General features: G+C 45.5%; 17 protein-coding genes and 1 tRNA gene. 8 read left to right on the top strand and 10 right to left on the bottom strand.

What is annotated here, in order from left to right:
* Positions 1–21 precede the first annotated feature (21 nt).
* Complete coding sequence (locus ACK28X_RS10730; RefSeq protein WP_412059128.1) at positions 22–393, top strand: Sir2 family NAD-dependent protein deacetylase; 372 nt, start codon at positions 22–24, stop codon at positions 391–393.
* A gap of 78 nt (positions 394–471) precedes the next feature.
* Here the strand turns inward: ACK28X_RS10730 and ACK28X_RS10725 are convergent, their stop codons facing one another.
* Together ACK28X_RS10725 and ACK28X_RS10720 are read right to left on the bottom strand one after the other, a co-directional pair.
* On the bottom strand, positions 472–831 hold the full coding sequence (locus ACK28X_RS10725; protein WP_412058947.1) for an ArsC/Spx/MgsR family protein: 360 nt from the start codon (positions 829–831) through the stop codon (positions 472–474).
* A gap of 48 nt (positions 832–879) precedes the next feature.
* Positions 880–964 (bottom strand) — tRNA-Leu (locus ACK28X_RS10720).
* A 212-nt stretch (positions 965–1,176) separates the two neighbouring features.
* Between ACK28X_RS10720 and ACK28X_RS10715 the strand changes: the two genes are divergently transcribed.
* The 4 genes from ACK28X_RS10715 (at position 1,177) to dut (ending at position 4,057) form a co-directional block, all read left to right on the top strand.
* On the top strand, positions 1,177–1,800 hold the full coding sequence (locus ACK28X_RS10715) for a YqaA family protein (protein WP_412058946.1): 624 nt from the start codon (positions 1,177–1,179) through the stop codon (positions 1,798–1,800).
* Positions 1,698–2,387 carry a disulfide bond formation protein B gene (locus ACK28X_RS10710; protein ID WP_412058945.1) on the top strand — a complete coding sequence of 230 codons (690 nt, stop codon included), beginning with the start codon at positions 1,698–1,700 and terminating at the stop codon, positions 2,385–2,387. The genes ACK28X_RS10715 and ACK28X_RS10710 overlap by 103 nt, the downstream gene beginning before the upstream one ends.
* A 195-nt stretch (positions 2,388–2,582) precedes the next feature.
* A complete protein-coding gene (gene mbfA / locus ACK28X_RS10705) occupies positions 2,583–3,569 on the top strand; it encodes an iron exporter MbfA (RefSeq protein ID WP_412058944.1) in 987 nt (328 codons plus the stop codon).
* Positions 3,570–3,589: 20 nt separating this feature from the next.
* On the top strand, positions 3,590–4,057 hold the full coding sequence (gene dut, locus ACK28X_RS10700) for a dUTP diphosphatase (protein ID WP_412058943.1): 468 nt from the start codon (positions 3,590–3,592) through the stop codon (positions 4,055–4,057).
* A 36-nt stretch (positions 4,058–4,093) separates the two neighbouring features.
* Here dut and ACK28X_RS10695 read toward each other — a convergent pair whose 3' ends face one another.
* Both ACK28X_RS10695 and exbB read right to left on the bottom strand, forming a co-directional pair.
* Positions 4,094–4,504 (bottom strand): biopolymer transporter ExbD, encoded by a 411-nt coding sequence (locus ACK28X_RS10695; RefSeq protein ID WP_412058942.1) that lies wholly within the window; start codon positions 4,502–4,504, stop codon positions 4,094–4,096.
* Positions 4,504–5,346: a tonB-system energizer ExbB gene (gene exbB / locus ACK28X_RS10690; protein ID WP_412058941.1), complete on the bottom strand. Its 843-nt coding sequence runs from the start codon at positions 5,344–5,346 to the stop codon at positions 4,504–4,506. The genes ACK28X_RS10695 and exbB overlap by 1 nt, the downstream gene beginning before the upstream one ends.
* 300 nt (positions 5,347–5,646) lie before the next feature.
* Between exbB and ACK28X_RS10685 the strand changes: the two genes are divergently transcribed.
* Positions 5,647–5,955 (top strand): DUF883 family protein, encoded by a 309-nt coding sequence (locus tag ACK28X_RS10685; protein WP_412058940.1) that lies wholly within the window; start codon positions 5,647–5,649, stop codon positions 5,953–5,955.
* Positions 5,956–5,960: 5 nt separating this feature from the next.
* Positions 5,961–6,416 (top strand): phage holin family protein, encoded by a 456-nt coding sequence (locus ACK28X_RS10680; RefSeq protein WP_412058939.1) that lies wholly within the window; start codon positions 5,961–5,963, stop codon positions 6,414–6,416.
* Between the two features lie 91 nt (positions 6,417–6,507).
* Here ACK28X_RS10680 and ACK28X_RS10675 read toward each other — a convergent pair whose 3' ends face one another.
* The 6 genes from ACK28X_RS10675 to ACK28X_RS10650 all read right to left on the bottom strand — a co-directional run bounded on the left by ACK28X_RS10675 (position 6,508) and on the right by ACK28X_RS10650 (position 11,922).
* Positions 6,508–7,245 (bottom strand): outer membrane beta-barrel protein, encoded by a 738-nt coding sequence (locus tag ACK28X_RS10675; RefSeq protein ID WP_412058938.1) that lies wholly within the window; start codon positions 7,243–7,245, stop codon positions 6,508–6,510.
* A 141-nt stretch (positions 7,246–7,386) separates the two neighbouring features.
* The gene (gene glmM, locus ACK28X_RS10670) at positions 7,387–8,736 is read right to left on the bottom strand and encodes a phosphoglucosamine mutase (RefSeq protein ID WP_412058937.1); all 1,350 of its coding nucleotides are present in this window, start codon (positions 8,734–8,736) and stop codon (positions 7,387–7,389) included.
* 91 nt (positions 8,737–8,827) lie between these two features.
* Positions 8,828–9,619 carry an inositol monophosphatase family protein gene (locus ACK28X_RS10665; protein ID WP_412058936.1) on the bottom strand — a complete coding sequence of 264 codons (792 nt, stop codon included), beginning with the start codon at positions 9,617–9,619 and terminating at the stop codon, positions 8,828–8,830.
* Positions 9,620–9,651: 32 nt separating this feature from the next.
* The gene (gene efp, locus ACK28X_RS10660) at positions 9,652–10,215 is read right to left on the bottom strand and encodes an elongation factor P (RefSeq protein WP_412058935.1); all 564 of its coding nucleotides are present in this window, start codon (positions 10,213–10,215) and stop codon (positions 9,652–9,654) included.
* A gap of 80 nt (positions 10,216–10,295) precedes the next feature.
* On the bottom strand, positions 10,296–11,258 hold the full coding sequence (locus ACK28X_RS10655) for a tetratricopeptide repeat protein (RefSeq protein WP_412058934.1): 963 nt from the start codon (positions 11,256–11,258) through the stop codon (positions 10,296–10,298).
* Positions 11,259–11,301: 43 nt separating this feature from the next.
* The gene (locus ACK28X_RS10650; protein ID WP_412058933.1) at positions 11,302–11,922 is read right to left on the bottom strand and encodes a thiamine phosphate synthase; all 621 of its coding nucleotides are present in this window, start codon (positions 11,920–11,922) and stop codon (positions 11,302–11,304) included.
* Positions 11,923–12,112: 190 nt separating this feature from the next.
* On the opposite strand from ACK28X_RS10650, the gene ACK28X_RS10645 reads away from it, so the two are divergent.
* On the top strand, positions 12,113–13,279 hold the full coding sequence (locus tag ACK28X_RS10645; protein WP_412058932.1) for an OpgC family protein: 1,167 nt from the start codon (positions 12,113–12,115) through the stop codon (positions 13,277–13,279).
* Positions 13,280–13,381 lie beyond the last annotated feature (102 nt).

The raw sequence follows: 13,381 nt of genomic DNA, 5'->3' as shown, positions 1-13,381 counted from the left end.
TCTTTTTAGCAAAATTAAAGCATAGTTTTCCCGCACGGGAATCATTACTTTACTACAACCCCAATTCCCAAACTACCTCCCACACCCATTATCCCTACCGGCGCTGGCATTTCAGCTGAATCAAGCCTTGCAACCTTTCGTGGACAAGGAAACATGTGGAGCAAACATCTCATTGCTGATGTTGCAACACCAAAAGCTTTTCTACGAAATCCCGATTTAGTCAATCAATTTTATAACGAACGACGCCATGAAGCAATAAAAGCAACGCCCAGCCTTTCTCATCAAGCCTTAGCCTTACTTTCTAATATATCGCTTAGGCAGAAGACATCGCCGCTCAAACGCTGCAATCGTTTCCTATATTGGTACTTTAATCCAAATCTACCCAGCAGCTGACTTTAAGTAACATAGCGAGCTCTGCAAGCCAAACCTTGCCTTCCTTTATCTGGTCAACACTAAGTACATAGCTAAAATTTAGGGTAAAAGCGCCGCAAGACTTGCTTCATCGCGGGCAAGTCCAGCTCCTTTTGGGCCCACAATGATAGGCCTATTTAAAAGTTCTGGATGCGCACACACGATTTGTGCAAGCGCCTCTGGTGTGAGAGTAAGGTCATCCAAAGAAAGCGCGGCAAAAAGCGGCTCTTTTGTACGTAAAAACGTACGAAATGGTACTTTTGCTTTCTCTGCCAATGCTAATAATTGCATAGGTACTAAAGGAACCTTTAAATATTCGACGATCTCAGGCTCAATCCCATGCGCAGTAAGCGCTGCCAAAGCCGCGCGTGATTTAGAGCAACGGGGATTGTGGTATAAGGTAAAAAGCACCTTTTGCATTCCCCTCTCCCATCGTGATAAATTGCTCTCGCATACGAACTAAATAGGTGGTGCGGGTGGTCGGACTCGAACCGACACTCCTCTCGGAACCAGATTTTGAGTCTGGCGCGTCTACCAGTTCCACCACACCCGCATCGTGCAGTTTATAAAGCCGGTAGGGATGATCTAACCGAGAAGACGCGTTGCGTCAACCGTTTTTATAAAAGCCATAAAAATTCTTACAGACATGCGATTGATAGACAAATAAAGAAAGCACGCCCATTATTTATGATTTCATGCATCTTCAAAATGCTCTAAAGATAGCCCAACATCAGCGAAAGCCACAAAATAAGAAAGACCAAAGCCATGCTCAGAAATTTACGCCATTGGATGATTGCGCGTGCAAAAGGCAAGGCGGCTCAGTTTTGGCTTTGCTTTATCGCCTTTATTGAGAATTCTGTTTTTCCTCTACCCACTGATATTCTCTTTATCCCCTTAGCGCTTTTGCGCCGTGACCGCGCCTATCACTATGCTTTCATTGCAAGCCTCTTTTCCACCTTAGGCGGCATTTCTGGATGGTTTCTGGGAAGCTTTGCCTATGAAACACTAGCCCACCCCATTCTTACATTTTATGGTAAAGATGAAAGTTTTAATGCCTTTGCACAATATGCTACCCCCGACATTATGGTGCTACTCCTCTTGTCATCAGGTTTTTTTCACCTACCCCCAATTAAAATCATCACGATTTTAGCTGGCGCTTTGCATTTTCCACTTATATTTTTTATCCCCATCACACTCCTTACACGGGTTACCCGCTTTTATTTCCTTGCTTGGTTAATTCAACGCTACGGCCAAGTACTACACCTCTACATTCTGCCACGTTTAAAATGGTTTGCTTTAGCAGGCTTTATTACCATTGTAGGAGTATGGGCGCTGTTTTGGTTAGCCAACCATCTTTATGGGTTCTCTACACCGCTCCCTTATATATAAAATCCCATGATCCGTTGTTATCATTACTATCAGTAAGAAAGGATGATCGTATGCCGCTATTATTGCAAAAGCTTACACCATCTCACCCTAAAACTATAGCCTCTTTGTTGAGCCTCTTGATGATACTCATCCTCGCAATAGTTTGGGGAGCGCAAACGATTGGCGGCTATAGTCCGTGCGAATTATGCCTTAAAGAACGAAATGCTTATTATATCGCCATCCCCCTTATGATTGCCGCTTATGAACGCGCAAGTAAAAATATCAATGGTAAAATCGTGCGCATCCTTTTTTTACTTACAGCCTTTTTAATGTTCTATAATAGTGGGCTTTCACTCTATCATGCAGGAGTGGAATATAAATTTTGGGAAGGGCCAAGCAGTTGTACTGCAAGTATGAACGATCTTCACCAAAATGCCGCCACCCTTATTGACGCCCTCAGCAACACCACTGCTCCCGTAGCCTGCGATGTAGCAGCGGGACGCTTCCTTGGTCTATCCTTTGCCGGTTGGGGTGCTATAGCTAGCCTTGTACTAGGTATGATCGCCCTATGGGGCACCTTCAAAAGGCAAACTAACCCACCCCAATAATAACAAAGCCATCTTTTGTAAAAAATTTATGTTTCATCATGTTGGAACTTTAGGGTAAGTGGACTATAAAAAAGCTATAAGCTTGATCTTCTTAACACAGAAACAATTGCCGTCAGAATTGCCGATCAACCTCTAGAAATGTACGTATCATCAATCAAACGGCTATATTCAACGCTCAAAAGATAAGTCAAAACCATGTTCAATCGCCTTTTTAAGAATCCAAGCCGTCGAGCCTTTGCAGACTTATCGGAGCAAGAAATCCTAGCGTTGGCGATCTCATGCGAGGAAGAAGATGAAAAGATTTTCCTTGATTATGCTGATGGATTAAAACAACAATTCCCCGATAGTGCCAAAATCTTTGAAAAAATGGCTGCCGAAGAAACACGCCACCGTGGCCGCCTACTTGATGTTTACCGGCGACGCTTTGGAGAGCATATCCCTCTCATTCGACGCGAACATGTACGTGACTTCTATCACCGCCCCGCTGATTGGCTGATCCGCCCCCTTTCAATCGAAAAAGTGCGTGAATCAGCCGCTCGGATGGAAGAGCAAGCCGCGCGCTTTTATCAAAAAGCCGCTCAGCATAGCCAAGACGCAGAAACCCGAAAATTATTGGGCGATCTTGCCTCAGAAGAACGCAGCCACCAAAAAATTGCTCTTGCCCTTCGTCTCCAGTATACACCTGAAACCATAGAGCAGAAAGAGCAAGCACATGAACGCAAGCAAACACTCCTCACTTGGGTCCAACCTGGTCTTGCTGGCCTTATGGATGGCTCTGTCTCTACCTTAGCGCCTATTTTTGCCGCGGCTTTCGCTACCAATAATACACATCAGACATTCCTCGTAGGTCTTTCTGCCTCTATCGGCGCAGGTATCTCCATGGGGTTTACTGAAGCCGCGCATGATGATGGCCAATTATCTGGACGCGGCTCACCGATCAAACGAGGGATCGCAAGTGGTATGATGACGACCATTGGCGGGCTTGGCCATACCGTACCCTATCTGATTAACAATTTTCGTCTCGCAACAACATTGGCCTTTATCATCGTCTTTATCGAACTATGGGCCATTGCCTTTATCCAAAATCGCTATATGGATACTCCCTTCTGGCGTGCTTCTTTGCAAGTCATTCTTGGCGGGGCTTTGGTTTTTGCCACCGGTATCCTAATTGGCAATGCATAACCTAATTGAAAGAGGACTTTATGACCCATTCATCCCGCCCAAAACTTGCTATTATGCGTCTTGAAACCAGCCAATCAATCCCTCTCCCCGCTTATGAAAGCGCTGGTGCTGCTGGCTTTGATCTACGTGCTGCACTTAAAGATGAAACACCCCTTACCCTAAAAATAGGTAAACGAGTTTTAGTACCTACTGGTCTCATTTTTGAGATTCCCTCTGGCTATGAAATTCAAATCCGTCCGCGTTCAGGCCTAGCCCTCAAATATGGAATTACTTGTTTAAATACGCCTGGTACTGTGGATAGTGATTATAGGGGCGAAATAAAAATCCTCCTCATAAACCATGGTGAAGAAGATTTCGTCATCGAACACGGAATGCGCATTGCACAAGGGGTCTTAGCACCTGCGCCGCAAGCTGAAATTTACCAAAGTGCTGAATTAAGCCAAACAGAACGCGGTAGCAATGGCTATGGCTCAACTGGCCACCATTAACAACAACAGCAGAAGGGGCAGAAATGCCCCTTGCCCTCAATCGCGTGTGCCTACAAGGCCAACTTGATGAAAACCCGCCGCCGATAATTGGTTAAGTAGCGCCATGACGCTACCATAATCCACCTCCTTATCAGCTCGAATCAAAATCTTCTGTGCTTGATTCCCCGCTAGAGCCGCTGGCAAAACCGTAGCTTCAATAAGCTGACCTTCTAAATAAAGGCTTTGATCTTTTTGCATGGTAAGATAAATCGGCGCGGGCGTAGAAGGTTCGCCACGGCTTGCCTTTGGCAAAGCAAGCGGAATATCACTGGTAGCTAAAGGCGCAGCAATCATAAAAATAATCAACAAAACTAAAGCCACATCAATAAAAGGCGTAACATTCATCTCCGCCTGCAAAGCAGTTTCGTCTCCGTCACAACCATTATTTTCGCCAAAATTACAAGCCATTATTGAACGGTCTCCCGAAAAGGCATCGCATAACCCTTATGCTCCGCTTGATATAGGTCGCATTCACGACTTACCAAACGGGAAAGTGCTGCGCATACATCCTGCACACGCTGTCGATAAATTGTGATAGCACGCGAAAAGCGATTATAAAGAACGACCGCAGGAATAGCGGCAAAAAGCCCTAGCGCCGTAGCAAAGAGCGCCTCCGCAATGCCAGGAGCCACCACCGCAAGGCTGCTCGTTTGTGCGTCAGCAATGCCAATAAACGCATTCATAATCCCCCATACCGTACCAAAAAGTCCCACAAATGGCCCAACGGCTCCGACCGTTGCCAAAACCCCCATGCCTGCTCCCTGAATGCGCGCCATGTGTATAGAGCCCCGAACAAGCAAAGAATCGACCCGCTCTTTCAATCCAGCGCTACCGCTTGCAGCAATTAACGGCAAAGAAATAGGTAATTCGCGCTCCACTGGCATCAACAAAATTTCTACCACGGCAGACGGGACATTAACCAACGCCGCGACATCATCCCACCTCTGTGCACGGGCTAAATGATCAGCCACAAAAGCAAGTTCACGTTGAGAACGGCGCAACAACATCATTTTTGCAATCGCTACCGTCCAGCTCAGTAAAGAAGCAAATCCTAAACCAATCATAACTGCCTTAACCAGCCAATCAGCCTGTAAAAACATATTAGATAGGGAAAGAGCATTCGCTTGAAATGAAAGGCTATCACCTGCCAGCTCCTCATTTCCCGCGGCATACGCTCCATAAAGACTAAACAAAAGCCCCGCCACTATAGCCATAGATTGCAAAAAAATGCCCTGAGAAAATCGCCTCATTTCAAGTTTTACCTACCCTTGCTCATTCATATAATCTTTATGGCTCAGACGCCACCCGCGACTTACTGCTATTCATTTTCATTAGCGAAAATAATATGATAAAACAAGTCATATTAGCCTATAATGTAGAGCTCCCTCAGCATAGCATAGCTTGATACAATATCACCGCGCCTGTGATCTATGTAATAATCATCAATAAAGCTGTATAAAGTTGGAACAAACCCCTTGCACAATCATTATAGATGCACGGGGCGCACAGCGTCAGATAACACAACAACCAAATACAAAAGAGACCTAATTATGATCAACGAAACACAAAAGTTCGCTGGTAGCGATAACAAGACCGAAGTCAATCAATTGCGCGACCAATTAGCCGAATTAAAAAAAACCATAGAAGAGTTACGTGCTGAAAAATTAAACAGCGCAAAAGATAAAGCCGAAAACATTTACAACAAAGCCAAAGAAAATGGCAGCGAATTTGTCGATAAAGCCAAAGAAAAATTGGGCTCGTTTGAAAGCGATCTTTGCGACTATGTCAAAGAAAATCCTAAAGCCAGCCTTGCCGCAGCCCTTGGTGTAGGGGCGCTTTTAGCTCTTATCATTCGGTAGATCTCATGTTCAAACTTTTTGTCCCCCTGTTAAGCGGTGCTTTACGCAACCAAATCCAAACAAAGGTTCAAAGCCTGCGTAACCAATCAATGGCCTATGGGATAGCTGCTCTTGCGGGACTTTTTGCCTTGTTCTTTTTATCAGTGATGGTATTTATAGCTCTTAGTCACCTTTCTGCTCCACTTTGGGCGGCGGGGGGGCTAAGCGCCTTTTGGTTGCTCATAGCCATTATAGGTATCCTATTTGCGCGCGTCACCAGTAAGAAAAAGCAACAAGAAGCGAAATACATTTGGCAAAAGCAAAAGAACACTTTACTTATGGCAAGCAGCGCGGGCGGCCTTTCTCACTTTCTAAAAAAGAAATTACGCACAAAAAATTGGCAACATAAAGCAAGTATTGCTCTCATAACTAGCGCAAGCCTTGCAGGTCTGACCTTTTGGCTTAAACGCCGAAACCGCTAATCCTCGGTCGCCACCCCCCCGAAGCTAAAGCGCTAATATTTCGGTCATACCCTTATTTAACGCTCGGATTATTGCGTATTATCCTTTGCTTCTAGGGTAAAAAGACGCGCAATCCAGCTCTTAGCTTATGACTAGGTTCGAAAATAGTTAGTCTTTGCCCTACAATTGAAGGAATCTCATCCTGATATTGGTATCCAATATCCAGAGCAGTTTTACTACCTATATGCACTCCAAGTCCAGCATACATATTCCACTGTCCGCGCCAGCTGTGATCATCCCTCTCAAAAGAAAATTTTTCACTTACAACTCCTAGCCCAGCCCCTACATAAGGGGTAATGTTACACAAGGTAAAAAGATCAAAATAAGTGTTAAGCGTCCAAGAAAAAAGGCTCGCATGTACACCCACCTTTTCCATATCTGCGGCCTTTTCACCCGCTTTTGGCAAACGCTTAATCGCCGCTCCATAACCCACTTCAGTATCAACACGCCATAAATCATTCACACGGTAACCAAGCCCCACCTCAATAAAAGACTGCTTTGGCAAAAAAGCGCTCCCCATTTGAGTGGAATTTACAATTGCAGAGCCCTTAACAAAAGCAATCCCTGTATCAAGGCGCGCATAAAAGAGACTCACTTGGTCACTGACTACTACTTCCGGCAGCGCTTGCTCCGTCACAAGTTGTCCTACCAAAGCCCCCGAATACAAAGAAGAGGAATCAGGAGGTAAACGGTCAGAACCCGATCCCGCTCCTCTGTCTGAAAACGCCTGCCCCATACCACTTGCGTACAGAAAAAAAATCGCCGACAGCCATCTACCATACTTATTCATAAACTATCTCTCATTGTTGCCACCACGGCTACTTTGAAAAGTTATACCGAAAATTGGTTGACAGGGGATTAACCATATTTGGCGAAAAATACACCACGCTTTTCAGAGCAGGCAAACATAAACAGCACGTTTAAAAAAGTTTTATACGTCGCTATTTTGGGAGAAGGCATATGCTAAGTTATCCACCCAACGCGCAATCAATATAGGATCATCTCCTTCAGCCATAATTCGGATCAAAGGTTCTGTCCCCGAGGGCCGAATCAGTAACCGACCTTTATCTTTCAATGCACTTTCAGCCTCTTTAATTATCGCTTGTATTTTAGGATTATCCAAAGGCTTCCCTATACCAACAGGCACATTTTTTAAAATCTGAGGCACGGGGGTGAAATTTTTACACAAGCGGCTAAGGGGCTGATTAGTATTCACAGCGCAACCCAAAATTTGTAAAGCCGAGACCAGTCCATCGCCGGTCGTACCAAAATCGGATAAAATAATATGTCCTGACTGCTCACCACCCACATTAAACCCATAACGCCGCATATGCTCCACCACGTAGCGATCCCCAACAGCGGTACGGGCAAGTGTTAAATTCTTTTCAGCTAAAAAGCGCTCAAGCCCAAGATTTGACATCAAAGTGGCTACAATACCACCGCCCTTTAAGCGGCCAGAAGTCTGCCAATGACTAGCAATTACCGCCAGTAATTGATCGCCATCAATAAGGCTACCAGTCTCATCAACCATTAAAACGCGATCGCCATCCCCATCCAAAGCAATTCCTGCATCGGCACGCACTTCATGCACCTTACGCATCAAGCCAGCTGGATGAGTAGAACCACATTTTTGATTAATATTTATACCATTGGGCACATCATTAATGGCAATTACATCCGCCCCTAATTCAGCCAAAGCCAAAGGCGCCGCTCTATAAGCAGCTCCATGCGCGCAATCGACAACAATCCTCATGGAATCAAACCCCACCAAAGGCGGCAGAGTCCGCTTCGCGTACTCAATATATCGATAAATATCGCCGTCCACCCGCTTAGCACGGCCAATCGCTGACTCGCGCGCTAAATCGCCGGTTAAATCGCTTTCCAGCAACGCTTCAATCTCTTTTTCTAACGCATCAGAAAGCTTATGACCATCAGGACCAAACAGTTTTATCCCATTATCATAAAAGGGATTATGAGAAGCAGAAATCATCACTCCTAAATCCGCACGCATAGATCGGCATAGCATAGCAACGGCGGGGGTGGGGGTGGGGCCTAATAAAAACGCATCCATGCCTGCTGCAGTAAAACCAGCCACTAAAGCGTTTTCAATCATATAGCCCGAACGACGCGTGTCTTTGCCAATGACTACCCGATTATAGTGCGCTTTTCCACGGTATAAAATACCTAGGGCCATTCCTACTTTCATAGCAACCTCAGGAGTCATAGGAAAGCAATTAGCTTTACCACGAATGCCATCGGTACCAAAATATTTCTTTGCCATCGCTATTTTACCTCTCCTACAGGCTAAAGGCTCTACGACGTAGCCCTATTTACGCGACGGGAAAGCTCCAAACAAACCTAAGCCACGCCTCTTACACTGGTCTTTTTAAGGTTTTACGCAAAGCCGTATGGATCGACTCATTACCAGCAATAATATTTCCCTTAGCAAAAATGGCTGTGCCGCCGTCCTTATCACTCACAAAACCTCCCGCCTCACGTACCATCAAAAGGCCAGCAGCCATATCCCAAGCATAAAGATTATCCTCCCAAAATCCGTCCAATCGACCCGCGGCCACATAAGCTAAATCAAGAGCCGCAGAGCCCATCCGCCGTATACCAGCCACCTCCTGCATAATGTTGCGCAATTCTACCAAATAATGTCCATGTTGCCCACGACCCAAATGGGGGATACCCGTCGCAATTACGCAATCCTCCAAACGACGGCGCCCTGCCACCCGCAAGCGACGATCGTTTAAAAAAGCACCATTTCCCCGCTCAGCGGTAAATAATTCATCCGAAGCTGGATTATAAATCACACCCGCAACAATCGTACCTTGCCGCTCAAGCGCAATAGAAATCGCGAAAAAAGGGATCCCATGCAGAAAATTGGTCGTACCATCAAGCGGATCAACGATAAAGCGATGTTGCGAATCTTCACCAGCGATCTCGCCCCTCTCTTCCATCAAAAATCCATATGTAGGACGCGCTTTAGCTAATTCATTCAAAATCAGCTTCTCAGCATTTTTGTCAGCTTGGCTCACATAATCTGCAGGACCTTTTAAAGAGACCTGAAGGTTTTGTACCTCACCATAATCGCGAATCAAGCCGCGGCCAGCCTTCACCGCCGCTTGAACCATCACATTCATTATCGCCGAGCGTGCCATAAAATACCCCTATAAATGCAGAACCGACGCCATTAATCGGCACGCCGCAAATAAATTAACTCATTGGTATCAACCACCACCTTTTCCCCACTTGAGACAAAGGGCGGCACCAAAATACGAATCCCATTTTCCAAAATAGCAGGCTTATAAGAAGAGGCAGCCGTTTGTCCTTTCACCACAGGATCAGCTTCACTTATGGCCAAAGTCACCTGATCAGGCAAGGAAATACCAATAGGCTTTTCTTCGTAAAGCTCGACAGTCACCGTCATGCCATCTTGCAAAAACGCAGCACGATCCCCTACAAAATCTTTTTGCAATTCCAATTGCTCATAAGATTCTGAATCCATAAAGATCAAAGCATCACCTTGTTCGTAAAGATAGGTAAAATCCTTTTGCTCAAGCCGTACCTTTTCCACTGTTTCTGCCGCACGAAAACGTTCGTTTAGTTTAGTGCCATCCAGCAAGTTTTTTAACTCTACTTGATTAAAAGCGCCGCCTTTACCAGGCTTCACAGCATTACATTTCACAGCGACCCACAAGCTATTGCTATGTTCAATCACATTGCCAGGGCGAATTTCATTACCATTAATCTTCATAATCTTATCCCATATCAATTTGTTAGCGACGGGCTAGGGTTTCTGATCATAAAACGGCACACAAAGCAAGGGCAAAAACCTCAAAGCGGCGGCTGCAAGCGAAAAGCATGGGCGACCGCTTGCTTTTGCTCTTGCGGAGTGAGGGTCTGGAGCATGGTTTCAAGATCGGGCGTCGTAACACCCGTCCGCTTCGCAAGAAAATACCAAGCAGCGGCAACCACCTTATCCGCCTCATCACGATAAAAGCGAGCCAAGGCGATCTGCGCAGCAAGAATATTTTGTTGTGCAGCTGAAAGCAAAAGGGATAAAGCCTCTTTGCTGTCCTTTGACCCACCACGTCCATCAATCAACCATTGCGCAAGGATCGTTTGAGCAAGCGGATAATTTTGTACGCTTGCTTGACGTAAAAAACTACGCGCTCTTTTCTCATCCCTAGGATGTTGAGGTGTCCCTTCCGCCAAGATTCCCGCTGCTGCAACAAGCGAATCTGGGTCATTCATAGTGACCCCCCGCAAAAACCAATCAAGCGCTCTATCAAGATCATCATCTGATGAAGCTGTTTTTAACAAAAGTTGACCATAATAAAAATAGGCTTCTGGCAAATGAGATAAAGCTGCATAGCGAATAAATTCACGCCCACGCTTGGGATCACGTGGGACATATTGGCCATTAAATAGCATCAATCCATAACGCAAAGCCGCCTGTGGGTCACCTTGCTTAGCAGCGCGCCCAAACCACAAAGCCGCTAAAGCCCCATCAAAAGGCACCACCGTACCCTCAAGATAAAAAACCCCTAATAGAGCCTGAGCGCGCGGATCGCGCTGTTGCGCACGCGCTAAAGCTAATTGAAAGGCAAACGCATAGTTACCCGCTAAATAATGGTCATAAGCGGCATCATAACTCCCCGCCGGCAAAGGCGCGGGCGGCCGTTGCATGAATTGCGGTTTATCTGTAGGCGCATCATATCCCCAACTAGCACCACTTAAGGCCACAAGTGCTAGCCCAACCACCACACTAAACCACCCTATTTTATTTGTATCCATAAGCGCCCTCTGCCCCCATTTGCAAAGAAAAATCATCAATCACTTATAGGGGGGCGGCTTCTGTTTTAACTTCTGCTAAACTGTCCAAAGCCGCAACAATGTCATCGGCACCAAAAAGCGCTTCCTCTATCGCAATAAATTCACATCCCGTAGACACCACTTCTGGTAAAAAAGCTAAATCGCTTCCCAATTGGATGATAGCAGGGATTTCCATCATTTCCGACCACCAACGCCCAAGCGCCAAATTACGAGGATGGGGCGCTGGTTTTTGGTCATAACCCAATTTGCCGAATAGCAAATAATCAGCACCTCGTTCGCCCACTTCCATTGCTTGATGCCGCTCACGTAAATCCCCCACCCCTTGCATCAAAACGCCGGCATCAGCGACAGGTAATAGATCTTGGCTTCTTTCCCAATGAATCCCATCCACCTGCAATCGACCTGCAACTTGGCTGTGGTCAGCGATAAAAACAGCCACCCCCATATTTTGCAAAGGAAGCACAAAGGGGGCAGCTGCCCTTTGTAAAAGAGCCATATCTTGATTGCTCTCGTAAAGAATAACGCTAGCAAAATCGGCCTTTCCACAAAAATCCACCAATTGATCCACGGATACAGATCGACATACATTTAAAGTTAAAACAAAACGAGGAAGATAATTTATCATCACAACCACCAGAGAGCGCGCCACATAATAAAAATGCACAATACCGCCGCTATACTAATCCTTCTCATCCATATTTCAATCGGAAAGACAAATTGATAACAGAGTTATAGCTTTTGACTATCTCCTGCCCCATATTAGCTCTAAACAAATAAACGCTTTTTAAGGTATGGGACGACAATAGGATTATGCCATGGGCTTACCTGCCTTCTCCTCCATTGCCAAACGCGATAGCCGGATTGATGTCGTTCGCGCAATTGCATTATTAAGCATCTTCATTAACCACATCCCTGGTACCATTTATGAATGGATTACTCACAAACATTTTGGCTTTTCTGATTGCACAGAAATCTTTGTTTTGCTCTCTGGTATGGCTGTAGGGCTCGCTTATGGGCATCACTTTCAAGCCAGCAAACGCTTGCACACTAGCTATAAACTCATCAAACGCGCCCTCCAGCTTTATAACGCCCATATCTTAACCGGTCTTATTAGCCTTGGGCTGTTCCTTGCCTTTGGACTCCTCTGCCATAGACCCTCCTTATTAAGCGTCAATAATATCGAACCGATCATTCAAAACCCAGCAGCGGCGCTATTAGGGTTCATTACACTTGGTCACCAATTGGGCTATAATAATATTCTACCCCTTTATATGGTCTTAATGGCCGCCTCACCCTTATTTTTAGGGCTTTACCAAAAAAGTCCTAGCTTTTTATTTATAGCCTCTTTGGCTACTTATATTTTATCTGCTATATTTTATCTAGCACCACCTACCTACCCCGTTGCAGGCGTATGGTTTCTCAACCCATTATCATGGCAGTTTTTATTCGTTATAGGCCTTATCGCGTCTTTACAACAGCAAAAGGAGCAAAGGCTTCCTTATCACCCCGCTTTGCTTTTTGCGGCTCTTGGCTATTTACTTGTTTCTCTCCTCTGGGTGCGACTAAATTGGTGGAGCATAAATCTGCATTTTGAACCATTAGGCCACCTAACCACTTTTAACAAAACTTTTCTCGGCCTGCCCCGCCTTCTGCATATCCTAGCGCTTAGCTATTGCGTAGCAATAATTAAGCCACTCAATCAGCTTTTTGCCCTCTCACCCCAAAGCATGCTTGCCACCCTAGGCCGCCATAGTCTCCCCGTCTTTGCCTTTGGCACAATTTTATCACAATTGGGCCAGATCCTCAAAAAAATTATAGGATTCAACAGCATTGAAGATGGAGTCTTCATCATTATCTGCATTGGCCTACAAGTCCTCCTTGCTTTTGGTATTGAATGGATAGGCATGCTTGAAGCCAGTCGGAAAAAACATGCATCTGCGCCTCACCAGCGCTTCACAAAGAACCACCCCGCACAAATCTAGATCCCTAGAATAAGGCTTTCCCCCTGTGGATATTTGCTCTATATTAACCCTTAAATAAAAGCTCCCCTTGCTAAAGGTGCTCACACAAGGCATCTGTGAAGC

Origin of the sequence: Bartonella sp. DGB2, assembly GCF_046843095.1 — a bacterium.
In the GTDB taxonomy this organism is placed as follows: Bacteria; Pseudomonadota; Alphaproteobacteria; order Rhizobiales; family Rhizobiaceae; genus Bartonella.
This window is presented reverse-complemented; position numbering and strand designations above follow the sequence as displayed.